Raw genomic sequence first — 25,773 nt, 5'->3', positions numbered from 1 at the left:
ATCTAGCCAGTTGGAGAAGACATGCGCCTCACGCTCCCAGACGCCCGCACGCGTCGTACGGCCCGTTCCGTCGGTCTGACCGCCCTGCTCACCGTCACCGGTGCCACCGCTTTAGTCGCGGCGCCCGCGGCGTCCGCCGCCTCCACGGCCTCGCTCACCGTCGAGGTTCCCGCGCAGGTCCGAGGGGAAGGCACCTCCATCGTGTCCTTCGGCAGTCTCCGGATCGACGACGGCACCTCCGTCACGTGCGTGAGCGAGTACGACGTCTCCGGTGTCTGGCCCCGGCCCGTCATCGGCACCGACTACCAGGTCACCGCGGGCACCACCTACGGCATCTCCGCGTGGGAGGGCAACAAGTGCGACTGGGACGACCCGGCGACGCCTCGGCGGACCCAGTCCCTCGGCGGCGTGACCGTCACGCCCACGGAGGCCGACGTCACCAGCGGGGTCTACCGGGTCTCGATCCCGTAGTCACGACGGTCCTGTAGTCACGACGGTCCTGTAGTCACGACGGCCCTGTAGTCACGACGGCCCCGTAGCCACGAAGGCCTCGTAGTCACGCCTGCCCCGGAGCCGCCGACGGCTCCGGGGCAGGCGGGCGTCTCCCGTCAGGTCTGCTCGCGGACCAGGTGGACGAGTGCGGAGGCGCAGTCGTCGGCGGGCAGGTCCAGCGGAAGGCCTTGGCTGAGCAGGACGGCACCGTGGTGGAGGGTGCCGGTGGCGGTGTCGCGGTAACGGGCCGCGGGGTCGAGGGCGCGCAGGGGCAGGGAGCGTTCGCGGTGGCCGAAGTGCCGTGAGCGCCGCAGAGCGATCACGGCGCACTCCCTGCCGTCGCGGGCCACGTACTGTACGGCGCTCAGCTCGCCGTCCCCGAGGGGCCGCAGCCGGTACTGCTCACCGAGCTGCACCAGGTGTCGTACGCCCTTGTAGGCGGCCACGAGTTCGGCGGCCCGCGCCAGTTCGGCCTCGGTCCACCGGTTCAGGTCGCCGCCGATGCCCAGGACGCCGGTCATGGCCGTGTGGAAGCGGAAGTCCAGCGGCGCGCTGCGGCCGGTGTAGGAGTTGGGGCTGTCGGTGACCCAGGCGCCCATGACCCGCGCCGGGTACAGCTGGGAGAAGCCGTGCTGGATCTCGATGCGGTCCAGGGCGTCGGTGTTGTCCGAGGTCCACACCTGGTCGGTGCGGGCGAGGATGCCGAGGTCGAGGCGGCCGCCGCCGCTGCTGCACGACTCGATGCGCAGCCCGGGGTGGTCGGCGCGCAGTCGGTCGAGGAGCGCGTACAGATGGCGTACGTGGTCGATCCACAGGCGGTCCGGGTCCGCCTCCGCGCCGGGCCAACCGGCCTCGGTGAAGGGGCGGTTCATGTCCCACTTGAGGAAGTCGATCGCGTTCTTCGTCAGCAGGTCGTCCAACTGGCCGTGCAGCCAGGCGGCGACGTCGGGGCGGGCGAGGTTGAGCACCAGCTGGTTGCGGTGCTCGGTGCGGTGGCGGTGCGGGTGGTGGAGGACCCAGTCGGGGTGGGCGCGGTAGAGGTCGCTGTCGCGGTTGACCATCTCGGGCTCGACCCACAGGCCGAACTGCATGCCCAGGTCGTGCACCCGGTCGATCAGCGGTCCGAGGCCGTCGGGGAAGCGCGCCGGGTTGGGGGTCCAGTCGCCGAGGCCGGCGGCGTCGTGGGTGCGCGAGCCGAACCAGCCGTCGTCCATGACGAACAACTCGACGCCGAGGGCCGCCGCCCTCTCGGCCAGCTCGATCTGCCCGGTGACGTCGATGTCGAACTCGGTCGCCTCCCAGGAGTTGTAGAGCACGGGCCGCAGCTCGTCCGGGTGGGGCAGGATCCGGTCCAGGACGTGGCGGTGCCACAGGCGGCTGGCGGCGCCGAAGCCGCCCTCGGTGTAGGCGCCCGCGCAGACCGGGGTCGTCAGCTCGCCGCCGGGCTGCAGCTCCCAGGTGACCGGGTCGTGGCCGAAGCCCGCCGACAGCGTGACCCGCTCGGTGGGCAGCCGCTGGGCGGTCAGCCGCCAGCTGCCGCTCCAGGCGAGCGCGCACGACCAGACGGCACCGTGGTCCTCGCCGGTGCGGCCGTCGTCGACCATGGCCCACGGGTTGGCCTGGTGGCCGGTGCTGCCGCGACGGCTGGTGAGCACCAACTCCCCGTACGGCAGCGGTGTTCGGTTGAGCTGGGTCTCGGCCGACCACTGGCCGCGGACCTGGCTTAGGCGGTACTCGCCCAGTCGGGGAAGAACCCAGGTGGCCGAGTCGGCGCGGACGACCGTGACCGGTCCGTCGGCGTCGGTGCCGGTGTGGCGGAGCACGAGATGACGCTCGATCACGTCGGTCGTGGGGTGCACGCGGTAGTGGGCGTCCAGGGTGAGCGGGTAGTGGTGGTCGGCGAATCGGAGCACCAACTCCGTGCTTCCGTCGGGGTGTTCGGTCTGCTCGTGCCCGATGAGGCGGGGCTTGAGGTCGCGTACTCCGTCGGGGAAGCGGACCTGGACGCCAGCGTGGGCGTACCGCATGGCTCCCGCGGTGTCGAGGTCCAGGGTGCCGTCGGCGGGGTCCTCGAAGGACCGGCGTCCCGGCTCGGGCCGCTCCAGCAGGGAGGCGGCCTGTTCGAGGGTGAGGACGGGCCCCCAGTGCAGGCCGCGCAGCCGGTGGCCGTCGTCGAGGTGAAGGACGTAGCTGGAGCCGGGTCCGGACAGGACCCACAGCCGGTGCTCGGGGTCGTGGGCGATGCTCGGCATGGCGGCCTTTCGGTCTGGTGCGGGCTGGGCGGCGGGTGGCCGCGACAGGTGGCGGGGGCGGGGCCGCCGCCGGCCCGGTTCACGGTCCGGCGGCGGCCCCTGGGGAAGGGGAGGGTGGTCAGCCGTTCACGGGGGCGACCTCGATGTAGTCGATGTCGGGCGCCCAGGCGGACGGGTTGGAGAACTTCAGGGTGTTGGTGCCGGAGTTGAGGCTGATGGTGGTCGGCAGCGCCCAGTAGTCGTTCCAGCTGTAGGTGTTGCGGAACGTCATCGTGGTCGCGGTGCCGCCGTTGATCGACAGCTGCGCGGTGCGCGACTCGACGTTGGTGTTGTAGTTGCCGGAGCCCGCCCGGTCGTTGTGGGCGTAGTGGACTACGACCGTGTAGCGGCCGGCCGCGGAGGCACTGACGCCCGCGAAGGTGAGCGTGTTCCCGCTTCCGTTGCCGACGTAGCCGACGTTCTTGCCGCCGGAGGCCCAGGTGTCGGACTGGGCCGCGGCCTGGCCGGCCAGGGTGGCGCTCTCGGCCTCGTACTTGGTGACGCCGGTGGTGCTGCCGGCGCCGGCCACCTTCACGTTGCGCAGGATGAGCGAGGTGCCGCTGTTCGGGCTGACGGCGATCCGGTTGATGCCGGCCGACAGGTACAGCCGGCTGCTGGACGTGGTGGCGGCGCCGCCGGAGGAGCCGTAGGTGGCGACCGTGGTGCCGTTCAGGGCGAGGGCGGTGCTGCCGCCGGCGGACGTGTAGTCGGTCTTGACGGTGTAGTAGCCGTCGACCGGGGCGTAGGCGTCGAAGGTGGCCTTGTCGCCGGAGGCCATGACGAGCCGCCCGGTGCCGGTCTCGCCGACGTCCGTGTACGAGAAGGACGGGTTGCCGCTGATGTCGGCGAACGTCGCCTCGTACACCGTCTCCGGGGTGCTCGGGACGGCGGTGAGGTCGATCTTGTCGAGGGTGACCTGCCCGGCGGAGGTGCCCAGCGTCGGGTCCGTGACGGCGAGCGAGACGGTGTGGCTGCCTGCGCTCAGGCTGACCGGGACGGTGACCGTGGAGCGGTACTGCCAGTTCAGCGTCGACGGGTAGGTCACGAACTTCGGGTTGGCGCCGTCGATGCGCAGGGCCTGCTGGGAGGGTGCGCCGTTCTGGTTGCCGTAGAAGATCCGCAGGTTGTAGGTGCCGGCGGAGGGGGCGTTGACCGTGAAGGCGACCTTGCTGTCGCTCTGGGACAGGTAGCCGACGTCCTTGGTGCCGGAGGTGGCGTACTTCTGGGCGTTGTCCCAGGTGTCGCCGGTGGCCTGGGTGACGACGGTGCCGTTGGTGATGGCGGCGTTCTCCGCCTCGTAGGAGGCGCTCCACGGCACGCTGGGCGCGGTGGCGGTGCCGCCGCCGTTCGGGGTGACCGTGACGCGGTAGGCGGACATGGCGTTCAGGCCGGTCAGCGGCACCGTGACGGAGCCGCTCGACGGGGTGTACGCGGTGCGGGAGATGGTGCGCGGCGGTGCGGAGGCGCCCTCGTAACCGCTCCAGTCCAGGGCCTGGACGGTGACCTCGACCTTGCTGCCGAAGGTGGCGCTCGGGATGTTGTTGATCACCACGTTGGTGTCCGTGGCGGAGCCGCCGACGATCACCTGCGCCTGCTTGCGGCCGGTGTCCAGCGAGGCCATGCCCTGCAGGGTGTCCTGCACGTTGGCCTGCGGCGGGGTCGCCTTGACGGTCTGTCCCGTCATCCCGGCGTACCAACGCCAGAACCACCACGTGCCGTTGGGGATGTTGGTCTGGACGGTGTTGCCGTCCATGTTGCCGGCGATGTCCCAGTACGGCTGCTGCGCGTAGACCTTGGTGTCCTCGAACATCGCGGCCCACTGCACCATCTGCCCGGGAACCGACAGGTCGCGCCGGTTGGCGTACTCGTTGACGTTGATCGTGATGGGGCTGATGCCGCGGGCGCTCTCCAGGGAGCGGTACGTGGTGTAGTGGCCGCGGTAGACGGCGAGTGAGCCCGGGCCCAGCTCGTGCCAGGTGAAGACGTCCGGCAGGACGTTGTTGTCGCGGGCGTAGGTGAGGAAGTCGCCGAAGAACTTCTGGTTCCAGAGCGCGTTGTTCGGACCGCCGATCTTCGCGCCCGGATAGTCGGCGCGTATCCGCTGGTAGACGGTCTTCCAGTCGGCGAGGAAGTTGTCGCGCGCGGTGTTGTAGGTGCTGGTGTCCGAACTGTTGAGGCCGGTGTACCAGTTGCCGTCCGGCTCGTTGAACGGGACGAACACCACCTTGCTCGCGTACGAGGTCGCCTTGACGGCGTTGACCGCGCTGTCGACCTTGGCGAGGTAGTCGCTCATGCCCAGGTTCTGGTACGGCCAGTCCGAGTACATGTCCTGGATGTTGGTGTACATCGTCCCGCCGCCGTTGCGGAAGAACGACGGGGCCACATCCAGGATGTCGCCGTTGGGGTGCTGCGCTCCGTTCGGGGGCTTCTGGGAACCGGTGGTGAGCTTCAGCGGTGCCAGCAGGTTGTCACCGGGGACGCCGTCGTCGCTCTGCCCGTAGAGCGCGCCGTTCGAGCCGTGCAGGACGGATCCGGTGGTCGTGCCGAGGTCCACGGTGTAGGTCTGGGTGGCCGCCTGGGCGGACTGCGGCACGGTGAGCGCCGTCCCGACGAGGGCGGCGACGATCAGCAGTGCCCGGGTGAGGGGCAGTCTCGTGCGCCCTGGTGGCGAGGCCACCGGGGCTGGGCTGCGGAGGTCTGGGGACATGGAAGACCTGGCTTTCTCCTCCCGCCACGTTGCGGGAGGGCGGCTCGTAGGAATGGCATGTGAACGCTCACATCCCCCGCGGACGGAGCAGTGCGGCTCACCGCCGCGGACGGCGGGAACGGGAGACGGCGCGCAGCGGCGCCTGGCGGTCGTACGGTGGGGCGACCCCGGTGAGCCGGAGGGTCAGACGGAACGGTGGGGCGCCGGGCCTGAGCTCTCGCGGACGATCAGTTCCGGCTCGGCCCACAGCGGTGGTGCCGGTGCGTTCTCGGGGTCGAGCAGCCGGTGCAGCATCCCGAAGGCGCCGCGCCCCAGCCCCTCGAAGTCCAGCCGGACGGTCGTGAGCAGGGGGTGGGTGAACGCCGCGTACGGTGCGTCGTCGAACCCGACGACGCTCAGGTCGCCCGGCACGTCCCGGCCCGCCTCCCGGGCCGCTCGGAGCACGCCGAGCGCGAGGTCGTCGTTCCCGCACAGTACGGCGGTGACCTGCGGGTCGGCGATGAGGGAGCGGGCGGCCCGGTACCCGGATCGTGGGCTCCAGCCGCCTGCGACCGGTTCCGGGACGAGGCGGCCCGCGTCCTGGAGCGCCTGCCGCCAGCCGTCGGTGCGCTGGCCGACGCGGGTGGTGGACGACGGGATGGCCAGGTGGTGGACGGTGCGGTGGCCGAGACCGAGCAGGTACCGGGTGGCCTGCGCGGCCGCGGCGCGGTCGTCGAGCCAGGCCTCGGGCCGCCCGCTGACGTGGCCCTCCCGCGGCAGCTCCACCACGGCGGCCGCCGGGAAGTCCGCCGGCAGCGCGCGCCAGGCCTGTTCACCCGGGGCGTTGAAGGCGATGACCAGGACGGGCTCGCCGGGACGGGCGAGCCGGCCCGCGATGTCGACCGGGGTCAGCGCGGCCTTCTCGTCCAGGACACTGACTGCCACCGCGAAGTCCGCCGCGCGTGCCGCCTCCTCGATGCCGCGCAGCGCCAGGGACGCCCCGTACAGGGTGGTGTCCGAGGTGAGCACGGTCACCGAGCGCACGGTTCCGCCCGCCAGCGCCCGGGCCAGCCGGTTGGGCTGGTAGCCCAGTTCGTCGATGACCTGAAGCACGCGCTCCCGGGTGGCCTTCTTCACCCGCGGGCTGTCGTTGACGACACGGGAGACGGTCTGGTGGGAGACCCCGGCGGCCCTGGCGACGTCGAGGATGCTGACCGACCGGTGCCGGTCCGCGCCGTCCCGGGGCGGCCCCTCGTCACGGCGGGCCGGGATTGCTTCCTGCATGTCGGTGGGCTCCTGGTGGCTGGTCGTCGACAAGGCTACTCGTCCGCGGCCGCTACTTGACGGCGGCGTTGGACTCCTCGTTCACGGAGGCCGCGGCCTTCTGGGCGGGCTGCTGGCCCAGCCAGACCTGGTTGAAGGCGTCCTGCACCTTGACGTTGTACGTCGCCGAGGACGTGGTCAGCGGATAGCCGGTCGTCGTGCCGGCGGCCTCCGTCGAGAAGGCGCTGACGTCGACACCCTGCTTCTTCCAGACGTCCACGAAGTCCTGGTTGAGCGTGGGAATGCCCGGCCACACCGAACCCGCGGCGACGATGATCTTCTGGGACTCCTCGGATCCGAGCCACTTCACCAGTTCCCAGGCTTCCTTCGGGTGCTCGCTGCCGGTGTACAGGGCGTTGCTCAGCCCGTTGTACACCGTGCCCTTGCCGACCGGCCCGGCCGGCAGTTCGGCGACCCCGAAGTTGCCCTTCATCGAACTCTGGTAGGCGTTGAGGTCCCAGCTGCCGTCCCACACCACGGCGGCATCCTTGCGGGCCATGACCTGCGGCAGGGCAGCGCCGTTGGGGGTGTTGGTGACGGAGGCGGGAACCGCTACGTGGTACTTGAGCCGCAGGTCCCGTATGAACTGGATCGCCTCCACGCAGGACGGCTGGTCGATCGTCCACTTGCCCCATGCCTTGTCCTGGAGCTTGCAGCCGTTCTGTGTCGCCGCGTTCCACCAGTCCGTCTGGCCGTTGGGGGAGGCCAGCGCGAGGCCGTACTGCTTGACGTGCTTGCTGTCGAAGCCCGCCTCGTCCGGGTGCTTGCCGTTCTCGTCGATCGTCAGCTTCTGCAGTGCCTTGACGAAGGTGCCGCCGTCGGTGGTGTTCCAGGACAGGCCGCCGAGCTGATCCTGGGTCAGCCCCGCGGTCTTCAGCATGGTCTTGTTGTAGACCTGCGCGATGGTGTCCCAGTCCTTCGGCAGGCCGTACTGCTTGCCGTCCTGCTCCCAGCCCGTCAGCAGCTTGGGGTCGTAGACCGAGGTGTCCAGCTTGTCGGCCTTGATGTACGGGGTCAGGTCGGCGAGCACGCCCTGCTGGGCGAACTGCGGGAAGTACGCCACGTGGTCCCAGAAGACGTCCGGTGCGGTACGGCCGGCCAGTTGGGTCTGGAGCTTGCTCCAGTACTGGGCCCACGCGTTCAGCTCGATCTTGACCTTGATCTTCGGGTGCTGCTTCTCGAACGCGTCGACCGACTTCTGCAGGGCGGGCTTCTGGACCGCGTCCCAGATGGCGTACCGCAGGGTCACGGTGCCGTCGGAGGAGCCGGAGTCGGACGAGCCGCAGGCGGTGGTGAGGCCGAGCAGGAGGGCGCCGGTGGCGGCACCGACCAGGAGCCTTCTGGCGGATCCGGACATGGTTGGGGTGTCCCTTCGGATGCGGGTGGTGAGCGGGTGTTCGGGGAGCGGGAGAGGGCCCGGTGAGAGGAGGAGAGAGTGTTAACGTTCACACTTTGGCGGATCGAGGGAGACCGCCGGTGGGTGCGGGCGGCTCACTTCAGGCCCGTGAGGGCGATGGAGCGGACGATGTGCCGCTGGAAGACCAGGAAGACGACGATCAGCGGGATCAGGGCGATCGCGGCTCCGGCGAGCACGATGTGCGGCAGGTCGGAGGCGTGCTGTCCCTGGAGGGCGGCGATCCCCACGGTGATCACCCGGGTGCGGTCGCTGTTGGTGATGATCAGCGGCCAGATCAGGTTGTTCCAGGTGTTGATGAAGGTGATCGTGGCGAGCGTGGCCAGGATCGGGCGGCTCAGCGGCAGCATGATCCGCACGAGGATGCCCCAGGTGGTGGCGCCGTCGATGCGGGCGGCGGCCTCCAGGTCCTTGGGGATGGTCATGAAGTGCTGACGCACCAGGAAGACGCCGTACGGAGTGCCGAACACGGTGGGCAGGATGAGCCCGGCGTAGGTGTCGACCATGCCCAGATCGCGCATCATCAGGAACAACGGCACCAGCGTGATCATCTGCGGCACCATCATCGTGGCGATGTAGCCCCAGAACAGCCAGTCCCGCCCCGGGAACTCCAGCCGGGCCAGCGCGTACGCCGCCATCGCGCTGAACACGACCTGTCCGGCGGTGACGACGACCGCCACGAACAGGGTGTGCAGCAGGAAGGAGGACATCCCGTACTGGTTCCACACATCGGCGAAGTTGGCGAAGGTGGCGGGGTGCGCGGGCGCCCAGGCGTCGGTCGACAGCAGGTCCGAGGGCCGCTTGAACGCGGCGTTCAGGGTCAGCAGGTACGGCCCGATCGACAGCAGTGCCCCGGCGAGCAGGATTCCGTACAGCGTCGTTCTGCGGATGACGGTGGGGAACGAAGACGAAGACATGGTGATGGACGCCCTCAGCTGAAGTCGTAGACGGTGCGCTTGCGGAAGTACAGGACCTGGACGGCCGTCACCAGCAGGATCAGGGTGAACAGCAGCATCGCCAGCGCCGAGGCGTAGCCGGTGCGGAACAGCTGGAACGCCTGCTGGTAGATGTGGAAGTTCATGGTGTCCGTCGATCCGCCGGGTCCGCCCTGGGTCATCACGTAGACGGTGTCGAACATCTGGAACGACCCGATGGTGTTGGTGACCAGCACGAAGAACATCGACGGGCGCAGCAGCGGTAGCGTGATGCGGAAGAACCGCTGCACGGGGCCCGCTCCGTCCAGGTCGGCCGCCTCGTACAGCGACTCCGGGATCGCCTGCAGGCCGGCCAGCAGGAACAGCATCGTGTAGCCGGTGTACTGCCAGACGTTGACCGAGGCGAGCACCGGCATCGCCCAGGCCGTGGACGACAGCCAGGCCGGGCCGTCGATGCCGAACAGCGACAGGAACTGGTTGACCACGCCGTGCTGCGGGTCGAACGCCCAGTTCCAGACGATGCCCAGGGCCACCGGCATGGCCATCCAGGGCAGGACGAACAGCACCCGCAGCGCCTTGCCGCCGCGCATCCTCCGGTTCATCGCGAGGGCGAGCAGCAGCGCCAGCACCGTCTGCGCCGGGATGTTCAGCACCACGTAGTAGACGGTGTTGCGCACCGCGCGCCACACCTCGCTGTCGCCCGCCATCTCGCGGTAGTTCGCGAGCCCGACGAAGTGCGGGGAGCCCATCAGGTTCCAGTCGAAGAAGCTGATCACGACGACCCCGGCGATCGGCGCGAGCAGGAAGAGCACGAACCCGACCAGGCTCGGCGTCAGCAGGGCGTACGCCTCGACCGCGGTGCGGATCCGGGTCCGCCTCCGGTGGCGGGCGCCGTCCGCGGGTGTCGGTGTTCTGACCGGGGAGTGGCCTGGGGCGGCTGCCTGGTGGCGCGTAGCAGCAGGAATATCAGCGATCACATCTACGCTCCGTCGGGGCGGCTCGTTCGGGGCGGCAAGAGCAGTGGACAGGGGAGTGGCTGAGGCTTGGGCCGCTGGGCGACGTGGGATTCACGAGGCGGCCGACGCGGCGATGACTCGGCGGTGAGACAGAGTGTTAACGTTCACATTCGGAGCGGTCAAGAGGTCGGGAGCAGATTGCCTCCGGGGCCGTGGTCCTCCTGAGGGGGCGGAAGCGCACCCTTCGCCCCACTTCGCCCTGTGGGGCGGCCTGTCCCGCGGTGCACTCGGTGCGGTCGTGGCGTCGAGCGGCGGTCGGGAGTGAGATCGGGCGCGGCGTGGATCTCCTCCGGGCCTTCGTCGCACAGGCCGTTGGTGTCCACCCCAAGGGCTCTGACCTGGTCCGATGACCTGTCGGGGCCCTTTGTCGCGTTCGTGTGCCGGTGTCCCTTCCGTCCGGGGGTTCGCGAACGTGGCTGCTGAGGCCTGCTGAAACTTGTGTGAAACAAGGTCTTGTCCCTGGCTTAAAACGACGGTTATTTTAACCGCCATTCGAAGCCCGACCTGATCACCCGGGCGACCTGCAGGGCGTGTGCAACTTCAAGGAAGGGCAGTGCCATGACGGTTGACAGAGGGCAGCTCTCGCGTCGGGGTTTTCTGGGTCTCGGAGTCGCGGCGGGCGTCATCACGCTCACGGCGTGCGGGTCCGGGGCGGGGTCGAGTGACGACCCGCTGGTGATGACGGTGTGGGGCGGCGAGACCGACCGGGCCACGTACCAGAAGCGGATCAACCTGCTGGTCAAGAAGTACCCGGACCTGAAGGTGAAGCTCCAGCTGATCCCGTCGGACTCGTACCCGCAGAAGGTGCAGACGATGATCGCGGGCGGCAAGGGCCCGGACATCATGCAGGTCGCCGAGAACGTCAACGTCTACTCGAGCAAGAACCAGCTCCGGCCGCTCGACGACCTCGCCAAGAGCGCGGGACTGGATCTGACGCAGCGGTTCGGGACGATCGGATCGCTCTACTCGTACGAGGACAAGGTCTACGCGATACCGGACCGGTCCGGCGCGATGATCGTCTACTACAACAAGACCCTGTTCGAGAAGAAGGGCATCAAGGCGCCCACGGCCGAGTGGACTTGGGACGACACCCTCGACGCGTTCAAGGAGTTGACGGAGAAGGGCAAGACCTGGGGCTACGGCGGCGCCGGCTGGTGGCCCCAGTGGTGGAGCATGGCGTACCAGAACGGTGGCGCGATCATCGACGCCAACGGGAAGCCGACTGCGGACAGCGACGAGGTCGTCGAGGCGCTGCAATGGGTCGGCGACCTGATCTTCAAGCACGGTGTGGTGCCGACGAAGGCGCAGTACGCCGACATGGGCACGGACGTCGGCGGTGACCAGGCCTTCGCGGCCGGCACGGTCGCGGTCAACGCCACCGGGTTCTGGGCCATCGCGGGCCAGGCGGAGTCCAAGTTCGAGTGGGACATCGCGCCGATGTGGCGCGGCGAGAAGCAGGCCGTGGCCTCCTTCGGCAGCGGTCTCGCCATCTCCCGTACCGCGAAGAACCCCGACAACGCCTTCAAGGCGATCGACTTCCTCACCTCGCCCGCGGCCCAGCAGCAGATCATCGCCGCCGCCGAGGACGTGCCGGCCAACCTCGAGGTGCAGAAGAGCGAGGCGTTCCTCAAGCCGGCGTGGGTGAAGTCGGACGTGAACATGGGTGTGTTCGCCGAGTCCAGCGAGTTCCTGTTCAAGGCGCCGTTCATCCCCGAGTGGAACGAGATGCTCGCGGCCATCGACACCGCGACGGCCGACTTCTGGCTCGGCAAGGAGCGCAGCGCCAAGAAGGCGCTCACCGCGCTCCAGAAGAACCTCGAGTCCATCATCAAGTCCGCGGGATGACCGCCGATGGCCATGTCGAGGTTGCGGCGCCGTGAGGCGCTCTGGTTCTACGTGTTCGTCTCACCGTGGGTGATCGGGTTCCTCGCGTTCCTGCTCGGACCGATGATCTCCTCGATCTACTTCTCGATGACGGACTGGGACTCCTTCACGCCGCCCAAGTGGGTCGGTCTGGACAACTACACCAAGCTGCTCACCGAGGATCCCGTCTTCTGGAAGGCCCTCGGGAACACCCTCTTCTACTCGGCGGTCTCCGTCCCGCTGGGGTTGTTGGTCGGACTGTGGCTGGCCAACCTGCTCAACAAGCAGGTCCGGGCCCGCAAGTTGTTCCGCACTCTCATTTACCTGCCGACACTCGTCCCCCTGGTCGCCGCCTCGCTCGCCTTCCGGGTGGTGCTCGCCCCCTCCGGTCCGCTCAACGACGTCCTCGGGTGGGTCGGGATCAAGGGGCCGCAGTGGCTGCTCGACCCCAGCTGGGTGAAGTACGCGCTGATCCTGCTGTCGGTGTGGGGCGCCGGCAGTGCGACCGTCCTGCTGCTCGCCGCCATGAAGGGCATCCCGCGGGAGTTGTACGAGGCCGCCGAGATCGACGGCGCAGGGCCGGTGCGGCAGTTCTGGTCCATCACGGTCCCGCAGCTGACCCCGGTCATCTTCTTCAACCTGGTGATGGGGCTCATCGCGGCCTTCCAGGTCTTCTCGCAGGTGTACATCCTCATGCCGAAGGCCTCCCAGCCCGGCACCTACAACGCCAGCCAGACGATGGTGCCGTACCTCTTCGACCAGGCCTTCTCCTACTACCACATGGGCTACGCCTCGGCGATCTCCTGGCTGCTGTTCGCCGTGATCCTGGTGTTCACCCTGGTGGCCTTCCGCACCACCCGCCGCTGGGTGTTCTACGAGACCGAGGTGAAGTGATGGCGACCCTCGCACCCACCGTCGCACCCCCACAGGGCGGCCAGGTCGGCAAGGACGAGGAGCCCCCGGGCGGTACGACCCGCGTCCTCGGGGTCTTCAAGGCGACCCCGTTCACCTACGCGACCCTGATCATCGTCTCGGCGGTCCTGTCCGTGCCGCTGGTGTTCGCCGTGTCGATCGCGCTGTCGACCGACCACACCGTGACCACCAACGGTTTCACGATCTTCCCGAGCGAGTTCGAGTGGCGGAACTTCACCCGGGTCTTCGACGGCGATCTGCCGATGGGCCGATTCCTCGTCAACTCCCTGATCATCTCGCTCGGTTCGGTCATCGGGCAGATGGTGTCGAGCGGTCTGGTCGGGTACGCCTTCGCGCGTCTGCGGGCTCCCGGCAAGAACGTCATGTTCCTCGTCGTCATTGCGACGATGATGATCCCGACGCAGATCACGATGATTCCGCAGTTCATCCTGTTCAAGGACCTGGGCTGGGTGAACACCTATCTGCCGCTGATCGTGCCGAACTTCTTCTCCAACGCCTTCAACGTCTTCCTGGTACGGCAGTTCGTCTCCCGCATGCCCAGCGAGCTCGACGAGGCCGCCATGGTGGACGGGCTCGGGTTCTTCGGCATCTACCGGCGCATCATGCTGCCGATGCTGTGGCCCGTCCTGATCGCGATCGGCATCTTCACCCTGACGTACAACTGGGGTGATTTCATGGGGCCGTTGATCTACCTCAACGACGAGTCGAAGATGCCGCTGGCGCTGGGCGTGCAGTACATCACCACCACGGCCGTGGCAGGCCAGCCGCCACCGTGGAACCTGGTGATGGTCGGCTCGATCCTGCTCACGCTGCCGATGATCGCCGTCTACTACCTCGGCCAGCGGTACCTGTACGAAATGGACATCAGCGGCGGAAGCGCGGGGGTCAAGTGAGTCGTCCGACAGTCGTCAGCAGCGGCATCGAGCTCGACGCCCGGGGCATCCGGGCCGAGGGCAGTCCACGCGTCGTGCTGTGCGCGTCGCTGTTCTACTTCCGCCTGCCGCGGGAGCAGTGGCGCGCCCGGCTCGAACAGGTACGTGCCTCGGGATACACCTGCGTGGACGTCTACCTGCCGTGGAACTTCCACGAGACGGCACCCGGCCGCTGGTCCTTCGAGGGCAGACACGACGTCGCCGCCTTCCTGGACCTCGCCCAGGAGGTCGGGCTGTACGTCATCGCACGTCCGGGCCCGTACATCTGCTCCGAGTGGGACGGCGGCGCGCTGCCGGCCTGGCTGGGTCTCGACCCCGACCTCCGGGTGCGCCAGCACGAACCGCGCTTCCTCACCCAGGTCACCGCCTGGTTCGACCAGGTGCTGCCGCTCCTCGCCGAGCGGCAGTACCCGGCCAACGGCCCCGTCATCATGGTGCAGTTGGAGAACGAGCTGGACTTCTTCGACTGCGAGGACCGCACGGGCTATCTGACCGCCCTGCGCGACCAGGCGCTCCGCCACGGCATCACCGTCCCGCTGATCGCCTGCGCCGGACAGGGCGACATCGAGGGAGCCACGGGCAACGTCCCCGGCGTCGTACCGGCGTGCAACTTCTACCCGGACGACGACTCCCCGCACATCGAGCCCGAAGTGCGGCGCTACGCCGAGGTGTTGGCCGACCGCGACCTGCCGCTGCTCATCACCGAGACCAACCGGCGCCACCGGACGCTGCGGCGGCTCCTGGCGAGCGGCGCCTCGTTGATCGCTCCCTACCTCCAGTCGTCCGGCTGGAACTTCGGGTACACGCCGTCCACGGGCAACTGGGGCGACCCCGGCAACTTCATGAGCCATGGCTACGACTTCGGCGGATACGTCTCCTCGACCGGTGTCGAACGTCCCGAGTACGCCCAGGGGCAGGTGCTGGCGCGTGTGATCGACACCCTGGGCCCGCAGTTGGCGCTCGCCACCTCGGCCGTGCCATGCGTGCCGGTGACCGCCGACTTCCCGACCAGCTCGTCGCCGTCGGCCCTGGACCTCGACGGAGGCGGCCAACTCGTCGCCGTACCGCATCTCGGGACGGCACCGGGCACGGCGGTCGTGAACGGCATACCGGTCGCCGTCGCTCCGGACTCGTGTCCGCTGATGCTGGTCAACGTGCCGTTGCAGCCCTGGGGTTACGACGGGACGCTCACCCTCGCCTCCGCGGATCCGGTGGCGGCGTCGGACGGCGTGCTGACGTTCGCTTCCGAAGTGCCGGTCACCGTCGTCCTCGACGGAATCCGGGTCGAGATCCCGGCGCCGGCTGCCGGAGCCCCCGAGCGGGCGACGGTGGAGGGGCTGGTCCTCGTTGCGCTGGCGCCGGAGGACGCCGTACTTCTGCGCGCGACGGAACGCGACGGGACGGTGCGTCTCAACAACCCGTCACCTCGTCGGAGTTCGGCGCCGCCCATGGACATGAAGGACGTTCGGCGGCGAGCGACCGAGGCTCACGAGGAGCGGGCCGGTGCCCATCGGCTGCCGCCCACGCTGGAGTCGCTCGGTGTGTACCGGGGGCGCGGGGCGTACCGAACCACCGCCGATCTGACTGGAGTTGACGAGCTGCTGCTCGTCGGCGCGGCGGACATCGTCGACCTGTCGATCGGTGGCCGCGTGCATCCGACGATCGCCGGGTTCGGTGCGGCCCAGCGCATCGACGTCCGGGAGACGGCCGGTCGTGTCGGTGTCGAGGCCGTCGTGGAGATCTGGGGGCACGCGAACTTCGACGACGCGCGGCTGCCGGCCCTCCGTCTCGGCGCACTGCGCGGACTCGGCACGCTGTGGACGGTCCGGGACGTGACGGACGTGTCGGCCCTGTGGTCGGTGCGCGGCCAGTGGGCGGGTCTGCCGGCGCCCATCCGCGTGCTCGGCGGCTGGAGCAGCACCCGCGTCGGCCTTCCCGTCACCTACACGCGCGACATCCGGTCGGCCACCGACTCGGCGCTGCACCTGCTGGGCGTGGTCGAGCCGGTGCGGGTGAGCGTGGACAACGGCGAAGCGCGCACCGTCCACGCCGAGGACCCCTGGGTCCTGCTGCCCGCCGGAAGCCATCAGATCTCGGTCACGCTTCCCCACCACCCCAGCGGCGGCGGCCTCCGCGCCGAACTGCTCGGCCTGGAACCGGTGACGGGCTGGACGTGCGCCACCCAGGACGACGACGTGCTGACCGGGTTCGCCGCCGAGACCGACCCCGAGCGGTACGACGTACGCCTGCCGCTGGCCCTGGAGCCGGGGGAGGAGGCGTGGCTCGACGTCGAGCTGCCGCCGTCCGACGACGGCTTCCTGGTGCGGCTGGACGGATCACAGATCCGGGCGACCGGATGGGCCGCGGGGGAGTGCGTGGGCCGTGTCTGGGTCGGGGACCGGCCGGCCTTCTCGGGCGGAGACTCGAACGTATTCTGGATCCCGTCGGGATGGTCCGGGCTGACCCTGCTGCTGCGGGGCACGGCCGGACCGGACAACCCGGAGCTCCGTACGCTGCGGCTGGAGTCTCCACACGACTGAGGGAGCATGGTGGCGCGGCACACGGCCCGGGATCTTCGGAGCGAGAACCGATTCGAGGTTCTCCACGCTTTGTTCGAACTCGGGCCGTCCGCCCGGCAGGAACTCGCCCGGCACACCGGACTCAGTCCGGCGACCGTGGCGACACTCGTCACCGAGTTCCTCTCCGAAGGCGTCCTGCGCGTCGCCACCGTGGAGAACAACACCGGGGGACGTCCGCAGGAGCGGCTCACCATCGACCCCGAGCGCGGCCGCATCGTCGGCGTCGACGTGGCCGAGACCTACGTCGACGCCACGGTGTACGACCTCGCGCTCGGCGCGCTCGGCCACGGCGAGGTCGCGCTCGACGAGCAGGAGAACGATCCGGCCTACGTCGTCGACGGGATCGTCCGCGCGATCGAGGCGGCCGTCGAGGCCGGCGGAATCGAGCGCGAGCGCATCATCGGCGTCGGTGTCAGCATGCCGGGGCACGTGCATCCCGACGCCGGCGTCTCGGTGTTCGCGCCGAACTGGGACTGGCACGACGTGCGCATCGAGGAACTGCTGGAGAAGAGCCTCCCGGCCCCCGTGTACGTCGACAACCCGCTCAAGGCGGTCGTCCTGTCCGAGATGTGGTTCGGCGTGGGGCGCGTCGTCGACAGCATGGCCGTCGTCAACCTCGGCACCGGTGTCGGCGCGGGCATCGCCCTCGACGGTGCACTGATCCGCGGCACGACCAACAACGCCGGTGAATGGGGCCACACTCTCCTCGAGTTGGACGGCCGGCCGTGCCGTTGCGGTCGGCGCGGCTGCGTCGAGGCGTATCTCGGCGCCCCCGGTCTGCGGACGACGCTCGCCGAGATCGACCCGGACCACCCCACGCTGCGGCAGTCACGCCAACGGGACTTCGTCGAGGCGGTCGCCGACGGCCTCGCCACGGGCGATCCGGCGCTGACGGTCCTGGCCCTGCGGACCTCGCGTTACCTCGCCGCGGCCCTCGGCGACCTGGTCAATCTGCTCAACATCCCGAGCGTCGCCTTCACCGGCTGGACCTCCGAGGCCCTGGCCGAATGGCTCCTGCCCGCCGTGCGCGACGAGCTCCGGCACCACGTCCTGCCCGGTTCGCTGGCGGGCCTCACCGTCGAGCCGTCCCGAGTGCCGGGCAACGCCGTGGCACTCGGCATGGCGGCCTTCACGCTGCAGCAGTTCCTGACCCGGCTGGGGCTGGCGAGCCCGGTGGGGACACGGCCACGGTGACAGGGCGCTCGGACACCCCGCCGAACTGATTTCGCCCCCGCGAAACCTGCCTCGGCGGGCGCTGACAGCGGGATACTGACCGAGTACGGCCAGTGAACGTCCGTAGGGGGAGCCGTGAGCGAGCTGTCGGTGGTCGAGCGCCTGTATTTCGGACGGGACGACGCGGAACGGGACCTCGCCGACGGGCTGCTGCGGAGAGGCTTCAAGGAGACGGCGGCGTACAACGCGGTGGTGACGGGGCGTAAGACGCTGGTCATCGGCCGCAAGGGGGTTGGGAAGAGCGCCATCTGCGTGCGGCTTGCCTCGGAACCGGTGCCTGCCGGGGGAGTGGAGCTGGTCACCGCCGCCGACATCGCGGGTGAGGAACTGCGCGCGTTCGAGCTGACGGGTCTGCCGGGAGACCACGCGAAGTCGCTGCTGTGGCGGTATGTCTTCGCCGTGCGCGCCGCCCAGTACCTGGTGGGGCACGCGGAACAGCACGGCGGCAAACCACCCGAGGCGGTCAAGGCGTTGAAAGCCTTCATCAAGGCCAACCGGGAACTGTTCGGCGATCCTCGGACGTCCATCGGGTTCGGCCGGTGGCTGCAGGGCCTGAGCGGTGCTCTCTCGCTGGAGGCGTTCGGGGTCAGGGCCGCGGTGGACTTCGCGCAGCAGGCCGTGGCCATGGAAGGAGACGCCCGGCCCGCACAGCGACTGAGGGTCCTGGAGGACGGCGTACGCCTCGGCTTCACCGAGCTGGGATGCGCACCGGCGCACACCTTCGTGCTGCTGGTGGACCAGCTGGAACAGCTGTGGTCCGCGGACCTGGAGAGCAACTCGCTGGTCATCGGACTGCTGCTCGCGACCTGGTACATCGGCAGCCACTACGGGGGCGCCGTGCGGTGCACGGTGTTCCTCAGGTCCGACATCTACGACTCCCTCACCTTCACCGAGGGCGACAAGTTCCGCAGCGACGAACTCCGCATCGACTGGACCGAGTCGGACCTGGAGGACCTGGCTCTGCGGCGCGCCAGGGCCTCGGTCGGTTCTGGCCTGACGGCGGACCGCCTGTGGGGCGAGATCTTCCCGCGGACGGTGTGCGGCCAGAGCACCCTGACGTATCTCCTGTCCCACGTGTTGCCCAGGCCGCGCGACCTCATCCAGTACCTCAACGAGTGTCAGTACACCGCGATCGGCAACGGGAACCGCGACCGCATCCACGAGAGCGACGTCCAGCTGGCGACACAGCGCTTCTCCCAGTGGAAGCTGAAAGACCTCGTCCAGGAGTACCTCGTCGCACACCCCTTCCTCGAACGCCTTATTCCGCTCTTCCAGAACTCCGGATACCTCGTCACGCGTGCCGCGCTGAGCCACCGCGTCGACCTGGTCGTGGACGCGCTGCACCACGAGTTCCCGGCCTACACGGGTTCGCTGACGCCGGACGGGATCGTCAAGACGCTCTACGAAGTGGGATTTCTCGGGGTGCGGCGCGGAAACGGCATCGTCTACGTGGGCATACCCCTGCTGCCCGTACAGCCGCACGAGGACGAGTTTCACCTGCATCCCTGCTTCCGCGAAGCGCTGGGCGCCACCAGCCCGACCGGACTCGACCTGTACGACCGCCGGGTGGCGATCAGTATCCGCGCGCAAGTCGTCTCTGGAGACGTCCTCAACTTCGCCCCCCACGCGACCTGGGCCGGTCGTGAACACCGCCTGCTGGAACGGCTGGCACGGGCCTGCCGCTCGATCCTCGGCCACCTGGTCCACGCCGACACGGTGCCCGAGGAGGTCCGGAACGAGATCCGCACCCAGGTGCGGCACATCCTCGACGCCGCCGACCGGGCCCACAGCGCGGAAGCCTCGGTGGACGAGGAACAGATGGTGCTGGAAGCCGCCACCTACTTCCACACCATCGCGGCCCGGCTGCGACGGGACGGGCTGGAAGGCGATGCGGGAGCCGACAGCCTGGCAGCGGGCCTGACAGCACAGTCGACGCGGCTGGTGAGAGCGGTCGGCGGCGGACTGGGAAGCAGCGGCGAGGCATGACCGGGAACCGTCCGGCGGGGACGGAAAGGGTGGGGCGATGGTGCGTGAGGGTGCGCAGGCGGGTGGGTCCCGGAAGCTGCGCCGAGCTCTGAAAGGGGTCGAGTCGCGTTTCCGGCCCGCGGTGCTTTCCGGCCGCGACGCCGAGCGCGCGGCCACCGTGTACAGGCGGGCGCTGCTACTCGCGCTCCGCGAGGATCCCGCGCTGGCACGGGACCTCTTCGACCGCTACGACGCCCGGCTGCCCGCCGCGGGGTACGCATCGGCCTTCGGCGCGGCCGAGACGGGGCAACTGCACGCCCTGGGCGGCCACTTCGACAGGACGGTGCTCGCGCTCGTCATCGACGTGGCGGACCGGCTGGGCGATCACGGGATCCGGCGGCGGGCCCGCCAGACGTTGGCCCGTCTGATGGGCTGGGCCGCGGACGCCGAGGGGCTCGTCTCGTGGCTGCGTGGCCTGAGCGACAGGGGAGCGCTGGACGAGATCGTCATGACGGAGGCCCTGGACGCGCACATCGCACGGACTTCCCTCGGCAGGGACGCCGCGCTCTGGTCGGCCTTCTTCGACCAGCTCCCGGACGAGCTGATACCCGACCGGTTCGACGTCCGCCTGTTCCTGGGCTGGGGCTCCGACGTGGCGCGGCTCGCGGACACTCCCGCCCGCAAGCGGGACGCGGTGGCGTGCTGCGCCCAGTCGTCCTGGCTGGGGGACGTGCAGGCCGGCCTGGAACTCGCCGAAGCCGACGGGGACCACGAGACCGCGCTGCGGTTGGCGGAGCGGGCCGGGGAGCTGATCCTGGCGGAGGGAGAGGCCGGGGAGGCCCTGCAGTACTTCGAATGGGCGGGGCGCCAGGACCGCGTGAGCCACTGCCACGAACAGCTGGGTGATCTCCCCGCGGCCCTGGAGACCTGCCCGGCGGACGAGCCGGACCGCCTGGCCCGCCTCGCCGCGCAATGCCGTACGGAGATCGACTCCCTGATGGCACAGGGCGATCACACCAGGGCCGTACGACGAATACGGGCAGTGCTGGACCGCCTCGAGCAGGCGGAACCCGCTGATGCGGTGGCCCGTCGGCGGGATGAACTGGAGGGCCTGCGCCAAGCCGTGACGGCGGACGGACGCCGGCGGCTCCAGCGTCTCCTTCACGCAGCCTCCGACGACGACGGCCGCAGGTCGGTGCACAGGGAATGGAGCTCGTTCGAGGAGGAGGCCGGGGAACCGCTGGAAGCGGCCCGGCACGCCGAGGACGCCGAGGAGCACTACCGTGCCCACCGTCTCTACCAGGTGGCCGAGCGGTACGGCGACGCCGACCGCGTCCTGCACGACGACGACTCCCCCGAAGGTCTCGCCGCCCGCGCGGCGGCCCGGGAGGCGGGCGGAGACCTGCTCGGGGCGGCCCGTCTGCACGAGCAGGCCGGCCACCACGCGGAGGCCATCGCTCTCTACGAACGGGCCGACGACCCGATGGCGGCCGCCCGTTGCCTGATCCGGTGGCGCGGCGACGAGGCCGTCGAGGATCCCCGCCTCGCCGGGTTCCTGCGTCGGGCGGGCGACATCGAGGAACTCGTGCGCCTCTGCCTCGACGCACTGGCGCGCCGGGGAAGCGCCTCGCACGCCGGCAGCGTGCTGCGCTCGCTGGTCGACGACGAGACCACCGTCACCGGCTCTGTGCGGCAACAGGTTCTCGACGCCATGGAGGCCGTGTCGGCCGCCGACCGGGGAGTCTTCGAGGAGAGGGTCGGGCAGTGGGCGGTCCGGGCAAAGAAGGAGGTGGACAGCCGCTTTTCCCGGATCTGGGGCATGGACCTGGGCACCAGTAACTGTGTCGCGGCCGTCTACGACAAGACGCTCCAGCGGCCGGTGGCCTGTCCGCGCTCCCAGCAGCCGCCCTTCGCGTCGACGCTGAGCGTGACCGAGGAGCGAGAAGAGATCGTCGGACTGTCCGCCGACGCCGTGCTGGCCCCCAGGATCATCGGGCATGCCAGTGACGCCAAACGCCGCATGGGAGGGCGCGACCCGTTCACGATCGGGGACCGTACCTACAGTCCGGAAGAGGTGTCCGCCCGGCTGGTCGGCCACGCCCGCATCCTGGTCGAGGCCTTTCTGGCCGCACGGGTCCGGGAGACGATCACCGACCTCGCCCATGCCGAACTCGGCGAGATCCGGGACGAGTGGCTGGACTGGGCGGCCGAACGGTACGACCTCACCCTGAGCCGGCCGAGGGTGATCGTGACGACTCCCGCCAACTTCCCCAACAACGCCAAGGCCGCGACCCGCAACGCCTGCAAGATCGCCGGCGTGGACCTGGTCCGGCTGATCCACGAACCGACCGCCGCCTGCATGACGGTCTCCCGCCAGCGGTTGCTGGACGGACGGGTCGCCGTACTGGATCTGGGTGCGGGCACTCTCGACGCCAGCCTCGTCGAGGTGGGCGACAACGTGTACGAGGTGGAGCGGGTGTCCGGCAACCCCGCGTACGGCGGCCGGGACTTCGACAGGGCCGTCGCCGATTTCCTGGCCGACCGGCTTCGAGGCGAGGGAGTGGATGTACCCGTTAGGAGTCTGGAGCGGCAGCGGCTGGAGATCGCCGCCGAGCACCTGAAGATCGCGCTGTCCTCGCAGGAGGAGGCCGACTACACGCTCCACTCGTTCCTGGACCGGCCAAGCGTACGTGTCGAACTCACCCGGGCCGATCTCGCCGAGCTGCTCGCCGGACCGCTGGGCACCCTTCGTACGGTCTGCGAAAAGGTCGGGAAGGAATGGCGCCAGTCGGCAGGTGGACCGCAGCATCTGGTGCTGGTGGGTGGGCCCATGCTGTCTCCGCTGGTGAGCGGTGTGGCGGAGCGGGCCTTCGGATGCCGCAGGACCGGTTACCCCGACCCGAGCACGGTGGTGGCGTTCGGCGCGGCCCTGCAGGGTGCTGTGCTGTCTGAGGACATCCAGGACATGCTCCTGCTGGACGTCACCCCGCTGCCCATCGGCATCAGCGTCGTCGACCGGGAGAACGGCGGACAGCGTTTCGACCGCCTGGTGGAGGCGAACGCGAAGATCCCGTTGCAGCGGAGCGACGTCTACTCCACGGCCGAGGACAACCAGAAGAATGTGCACATCCAGGTCTACAACGGCGGGCAGCTCGACCCGCGTTCCAGGATCGGTGAGTGTCTGCTGGAGGGCATCCCGCCCAAGCCCAGGGGGGAGCCGCAGATCGAGGTCACCTTCGAGATCGACGTGAGCTGCGTGCTCCACGTCACCGCCGTGGACAAGGCCACCGGCCGGAAGGCCTCGGTCCGGATCACCGACCCCACACTGCTGTCACCGCGTGAGATCCAGGAGATGACGCAGCGGCAGGCGCGGCAGCGGGACTGGGAGGAGTCCCGCCGGACGCTGCGGGACCTCATGGACGCAGCCGCCGGGCTCGAGCCGGAACGGCTCTGCCACGAGTTCCGGGACCGGCTGGCGGCATATCGGCCGACCCGCGCGCCGCTGGACAGGAATAGCCAGAGGCTGCTGACGGAGATGTACGGCAACGAGGGGACCGAGGTCGAGTCCGAACTGCTGTCCCTGCGCGGCCCGTTGCGCGATCTGACGGTCACCGCCCGGCACTTCCTCGACCGTGCGCGCACCGTGGACCAGGCCGACGCCGGACGGCATCTGTCCGGACAGCTCGCCGAGCATCTCGACCGGACGCGGCAAAGCATGGCCCGGATGGTCGCGTGGAACGACCTGCTCGCGGCCCTCGCCGCCGCGGACGCCGATCCACTGAGGCGTTTCAGGGCCCTGCACGACGCGGGCGACCACCAGCGCGCACTGCGCGCGCTCGAGCAGCTGACCGAACCGCTGTCGGACCCGGAGGACCTGCGCCGACGGCTGAGTTGTCTGGCCGGCGTCGGAGATCTCGCGCGGTACCAGGAGACCCTGCTCGCGGATGCGCCGAGGCTGCCCGCGATCGTCCTGGACCGGGACCACCCCGAGCCGTACCTGGCAGCGGCCCGCCCCGCCCTCGTGCGTGTGCTGGACGGCAACGGCCGGGAGGGCGTCGGCTTCCTGGTCTCGGACCGGCATGTGCTGGCCGGCGGCCGGTGGCCGGAGCAGTCGCTCTCCGGACTCGCCGTGCGCATGGCGGCGGGGACGCGGACCGTCCTCAGTGTCTTCCGCCCCGACTCCTCCGCGATTGACGCCAGTGTCGTCTTGCTGGACGAACCCGTGCCGGGCTGGCCGCTGCGACTGGGCTTCCCCAGGCTCACCACGATCGGGAGCGAGGTCTGGGGCCCGGCGTCCGACCAGATGCTGGTGACGGGCATGGTCCAGGGCATCGAAGAGTTCTCCGAGTACGGCCTGAAGCTGTTCCGCACCGATCTGGAACTGCCGCCCGAGGCGGGCGGCTGGCCGTTGCTCAACGAACTCGGCGAGGTGATCGGCCTGTTGGTGCAGCGCGCCACGGGGACGGCGACGTTCGCGATCTCGGTCGACTCGCTGGCCCCCCTGCTCGCCGGTGCCGGGTTCGGGCTGTCCGAGCCCGGTGGCGAGGGGACTCCCCGATGACCACCGCGGACGGCTTCGCGGAAGGCGATCTGATCGTGGCCCGCTACCGGCTGCGCCACCTCCTGGGGGTCGGAGGCATGGGAGTGGTGTGGCAGGCGGAGGACGAACTGCTCGGCCGGCAGGTCGCGGTCAAGCAGATCAGGCCCGGCTTCGGCAGGTCGGCCCGGTTCTGGCGGGAGGCGAGGACCGCGGCGCGTCTCTCCGGTCATCCCCACATCGTCACCGTGTACGACTTCGTCGAGGATCCGCTTCTCGTCGTCATGGAACTGGTCCAGGGCACACCGTTGGACGTCCATGTCCGGCTGACCGGGCCCCCGGCCCCGTCCGAGGTCGTCGCCTGGGGCGTCCAGGTCTGCGACGCCCTGACGGCGGCCCACGCACAGGGTGTCGTGCACCGGGACCTGAAGCCGTCCAACCTCATGCTCACCGGCGAACGCATCGTGAAGGTCCTGGACTTCGGGGTCGCGGCAGTACGAGAAGGAGGAGGCGCCCGGTTGACCGCCGACGGCATGGTCGTCGGCACCCCGGAGTACGCGGCCCCTGAACAGCGCCGGGGGGCCGAGCCCGACGAGCGGGCGGATCTGTACTCCCTCGGCTGTGTGCTGTATGAACTCACCGGGGGAGCCCCGCCGTTCGGGAGAGGGTGGGCGAACGGCGAGTGGAGCGACAGACCGGACGTCCCCGCCGGTTTCAAGAACCTCGTCGGCCGGCTGCTGGACGAGGATCCTGAGTTCCGCCCCAAGGATGCGCCGGAGGTACGGAGGCTGCTCACCAACCTGACCCTGCCTGATGGACTCCGGCTCGCACGGGTTTTCGACCTGTGCAGGTGGGACGGCAGCCCGGGCTTTGGGAAGACCCATCAGCGCATTGCCTCCGCGGAGGAACGGACCGCCCTGCTGGAGTGTCTGCGGGACGGGGAGCCCGTCGTCTTTCTCCCGAAAGAGCCGGACCGTGTCGACCCTGACCGGGGCAGGGTGGTGCCCGCCCACTTCCGCACCGACGGGACGTGGGTCTGGTCCGACCAGATCGCCTACTACCTCGACCGCTACGGCTACGCACCCGACTCCGAGTTACGGCGGTACTTCGAGACCCGGCCGGAACAGCGGCCCGCCGTCACGGCTCGGTGGCGCGGCGAGGCGAGTCGGCTGGTACGGGCCGAGCCCATGGACTCCCTGACGGGACGGCCCTAGGACGCCTGTGCCGGGCCCGGCGAGCGCTCCGTGACGCGGGTCAGATGGCGGCTGAACACTTCCCGCGTGTCCGGCGTCAGCGTCCGCAGCGCCACCAGCGCCGTGATCACCACGTCGCACAGCTCGCTCTGGACGTCCTCCCAGGTGTGGGTGACGCCCTTGCGCGGGTTCTGGCCGGTCACGCCGATCACCGCCTCGGCGACCTCGCCGACCTCCTCGGAGAGCTTCAGCATGCGCAGGAGCATGCCTTCGCGCCCGCCGACCGGCTGATCCGCCTCCAGCCAGGTCCACAGGGCGTCAATGGACTTCCAGATGTCCGGGGGCGTGACGTGATCACTCATGCGGCGCAGCCTGCCATCG

General features: G+C 69.6%; 16 protein-coding genes. 9 read left to right on the top strand and 7 right to left on the bottom strand.

Features of this window, described 5'->3' with window-relative positions:
- Window positions 1-21 precede the first annotated feature (21 nt).
- Entirely contained in the window at window positions 22-471 is a 450-nt protein-coding gene (locus tag IG08_RS0108890; protein WP_030598508.1) for a hypothetical protein, read from the top strand.
- A gap of 137 nt (window positions 472-608) precedes the next feature.
- On the opposite strand, the gene IG08_RS0108885 is transcribed toward IG08_RS0108890, so the two are convergent.
- The 6 genes from IG08_RS0108885 to IG08_RS0108860 all read right to left on the bottom strand — a co-directional run bounded on the left by IG08_RS0108885 (window position 609) and on the right by IG08_RS0108860 (window position 10,118).
- Window positions 609-2,744 carry an alpha-galactosidase gene (locus IG08_RS0108885; RefSeq protein ID WP_030598505.1) on the bottom strand — a complete coding sequence of 712 codons (2,136 nt, stop codon included), beginning with the start codon at window positions 2,742-2,744 and terminating at the stop codon, window positions 609-611.
- Window positions 2,745-2,862: 118 nt separating this feature from the next.
- Window positions 2,863-5,490, bottom strand: a complete 2,628-nt coding sequence (locus IG08_RS0108880; protein WP_078655499.1) for a carbohydrate-binding protein — start codon at window positions 5,488-5,490, stop codon at window positions 2,863-2,865.
- A 183-nt stretch (window positions 5,491-5,673) separates the two neighbouring features.
- Window positions 5,674-6,753, bottom strand: a complete 1,080-nt coding sequence (locus tag IG08_RS0108875; RefSeq protein ID WP_030598501.1) for a LacI family DNA-binding transcriptional regulator — start codon at window positions 6,751-6,753, stop codon at window positions 5,674-5,676.
- 52 nt (window positions 6,754-6,805) lie between these two features.
- Window positions 6,806-8,149: an ABC transporter substrate-binding protein gene (locus IG08_RS0108870; protein ID WP_052424551.1), complete on the bottom strand. Its 1,344-nt coding sequence runs from the start codon at window positions 8,147-8,149 to the stop codon at window positions 6,806-6,808.
- 134 nt (window positions 8,150-8,283) lie between these two features.
- Entirely contained in the window at window positions 8,284-9,123 is an 840-nt protein-coding gene (locus IG08_RS0108865) for a carbohydrate ABC transporter permease (RefSeq protein ID WP_052424550.1), read from the bottom strand.
- Window positions 9,124-9,137: 14 nt separating this feature from the next.
- Entirely contained in the window at window positions 9,138-10,118 is a 981-nt protein-coding gene (locus tag IG08_RS0108860; RefSeq protein WP_234342832.1) for a carbohydrate ABC transporter permease, read from the bottom strand.
- Between the two features lie 597 nt (window positions 10,119-10,715).
- Between IG08_RS0108860 and IG08_RS0108855 the strand changes: the two genes are divergently transcribed.
- From IG08_RS0108855 to IG08_RS55710, 8 genes are all read left to right on the top strand, one after another.
- Complete coding sequence (locus tag IG08_RS0108855; RefSeq protein ID WP_030598496.1) at window positions 10,716-12,002, top strand: ABC transporter substrate-binding protein; 1,287 nt, start codon at window positions 10,716-10,718, stop codon at window positions 12,000-12,002.
- A 6-nt stretch (window positions 12,003-12,008) separates the two neighbouring features.
- Complete coding sequence (locus tag IG08_RS0108850; protein WP_030598493.1) at window positions 12,009-12,914, top strand: carbohydrate ABC transporter permease; 906 nt, start codon at window positions 12,009-12,011, stop codon at window positions 12,912-12,914.
- On the top strand, window positions 12,914-13,846 hold the full coding sequence (locus IG08_RS0108845; RefSeq protein ID WP_030598491.1) for a carbohydrate ABC transporter permease: 933 nt from the start codon (window positions 12,914-12,916) through the stop codon (window positions 13,844-13,846). The genes IG08_RS0108850 and IG08_RS0108845 overlap by 1 nt, the downstream gene beginning before the upstream one ends.
- Entirely contained in the window at window positions 13,843-16,425 is a 2,583-nt protein-coding gene (locus tag IG08_RS0108840; protein WP_030598488.1) for a beta-galactosidase, read from the top strand. Before IG08_RS0108845 ends, IG08_RS0108840 begins: the two co-directional genes overlap by 4 nt.
- A gap of 69 nt (window positions 16,426-16,494) precedes the next feature.
- On the top strand, window positions 16,495-17,658 hold the full coding sequence (locus IG08_RS0108835; protein WP_234342831.1) for an ROK family transcriptional regulator: 1,164 nt from the start codon (window positions 16,495-16,497) through the stop codon (window positions 17,656-17,658).
- Window positions 17,659-17,772: 114 nt separating this feature from the next.
- Window positions 17,773-19,683 (top strand): P-loop ATPase, Sll1717 family, encoded by a 1,911-nt coding sequence (locus IG08_RS0108830; RefSeq protein WP_030598484.1) that lies wholly within the window; start codon window positions 17,773-17,775, stop codon window positions 19,681-19,683.
- Window positions 19,684-19,720: 37 nt separating this feature from the next.
- Window positions 19,721-24,223, top strand: coding sequence for an Hsp70 family protein (locus IG08_RS0108825; protein ID WP_030598482.1), 4,503 nt, complete (start codon window positions 19,721-19,723; stop codon window positions 24,221-24,223).
- Window positions 24,220-25,413: a serine/threonine-protein kinase gene (locus IG08_RS55710; RefSeq protein ID WP_052424549.1), complete on the top strand. Its 1,194-nt coding sequence runs from the start codon at window positions 24,220-24,222 to the stop codon at window positions 25,411-25,413. Before IG08_RS0108825 ends, IG08_RS55710 begins: the two co-directional genes overlap by 4 nt.
- On the opposite strand, the gene IG08_RS0108815 is transcribed toward IG08_RS55710, so the two are convergent.
- Window positions 25,410-25,754 (bottom strand): MazG-like family protein, encoded by a 345-nt coding sequence (locus IG08_RS0108815; protein WP_030598477.1) that lies wholly within the window; start codon window positions 25,752-25,754, stop codon window positions 25,410-25,412. The two genes, IG08_RS55710 and IG08_RS0108815, sit on opposite strands and share 4 nt — an antisense overlap.
- Window positions 25,755-25,773 lie beyond the last annotated feature (19 nt).

This window comes from Streptomyces fulvoviolaceus (assembly GCF_000718165.1).
In the GTDB taxonomy this organism is placed as follows: Bacteria; Actinomycetota; Actinomycetes; order Streptomycetales; family Streptomycetaceae; genus Streptomyces; species Streptomyces fulvoviolaceus.
This window is presented reverse-complemented; position numbering and strand designations above follow the sequence as displayed.

Bases quoted from the DNA above. Each gene is read 5' to 3' on its own strand.
- IG08_RS0108850 (WP_030598493.1), top strand. From the start codon at position 12,009: ATGGCCATGTCGAGGTTGCGGCGCCGTGAGGCGCTCTGGTTCTACGTG.
- IG08_RS0108825 (WP_030598482.1), top strand. From the start codon at position 19,721: ATGGTGCGTGAGGGTGCGCAGGCGGGTGGGTCCCGGAAGCTGCGCCGA.
- IG08_RS0108815 (WP_030598477.1), bottom strand. From the start codon at position 25,754: ATGAGTGATCACGTCACGCCCCCGGACATCTGGAAGTCCATTGACGCC.
- IG08_RS0108880 (WP_078655499.1), bottom strand. From the start codon at position 5,490: ATGTCCCCAGACCTCCGCAGCCCAGCCCCGGTGGCCTCGCCACCAGGG.
- IG08_RS0108865 (WP_052424550.1), bottom strand. From the start codon at position 9,123: ATGTCTTCGTCTTCGTTCCCCACCGTCATCCGCAGAACGACGCTGTAC.
- IG08_RS0108870 (WP_052424551.1), bottom strand. From the start codon at position 8,149: ATGTCCGGATCCGCCAGAAGGCTCCTGGTCGGTGCCGCCACCGGCGCC.
- IG08_RS0108875 (WP_030598501.1), bottom strand. From the start codon at position 6,753: ATGCAGGAAGCAATCCCGGCCCGCCGTGACGAGGGGCCGCCCCGGGAC.
- IG08_RS0108890 (WP_030598508.1), top strand. From the start codon at position 22: ATGCGCCTCACGCTCCCAGACGCCCGCACGCGTCGTACGGCCCGTTCC.
- IG08_RS0108845 (WP_030598491.1), top strand. From the start codon at position 12,914: ATGGCGACCCTCGCACCCACCGTCGCACCCCCACAGGGCGGCCAGGTC.
- IG08_RS55710 (WP_052424549.1), top strand. From the start codon at position 24,220: ATGACCACCGCGGACGGCTTCGCGGAAGGCGATCTGATCGTGGCCCGC.
- IG08_RS0108855 (WP_030598496.1), top strand. From the start codon at position 10,716: ATGACGGTTGACAGAGGGCAGCTCTCGCGTCGGGGTTTTCTGGGTCTC.
- IG08_RS0108885 (WP_030598505.1), bottom strand. From the start codon at position 2,744: ATGCCGAGCATCGCCCACGACCCCGAGCACCGGCTGTGGGTCCTGTCC.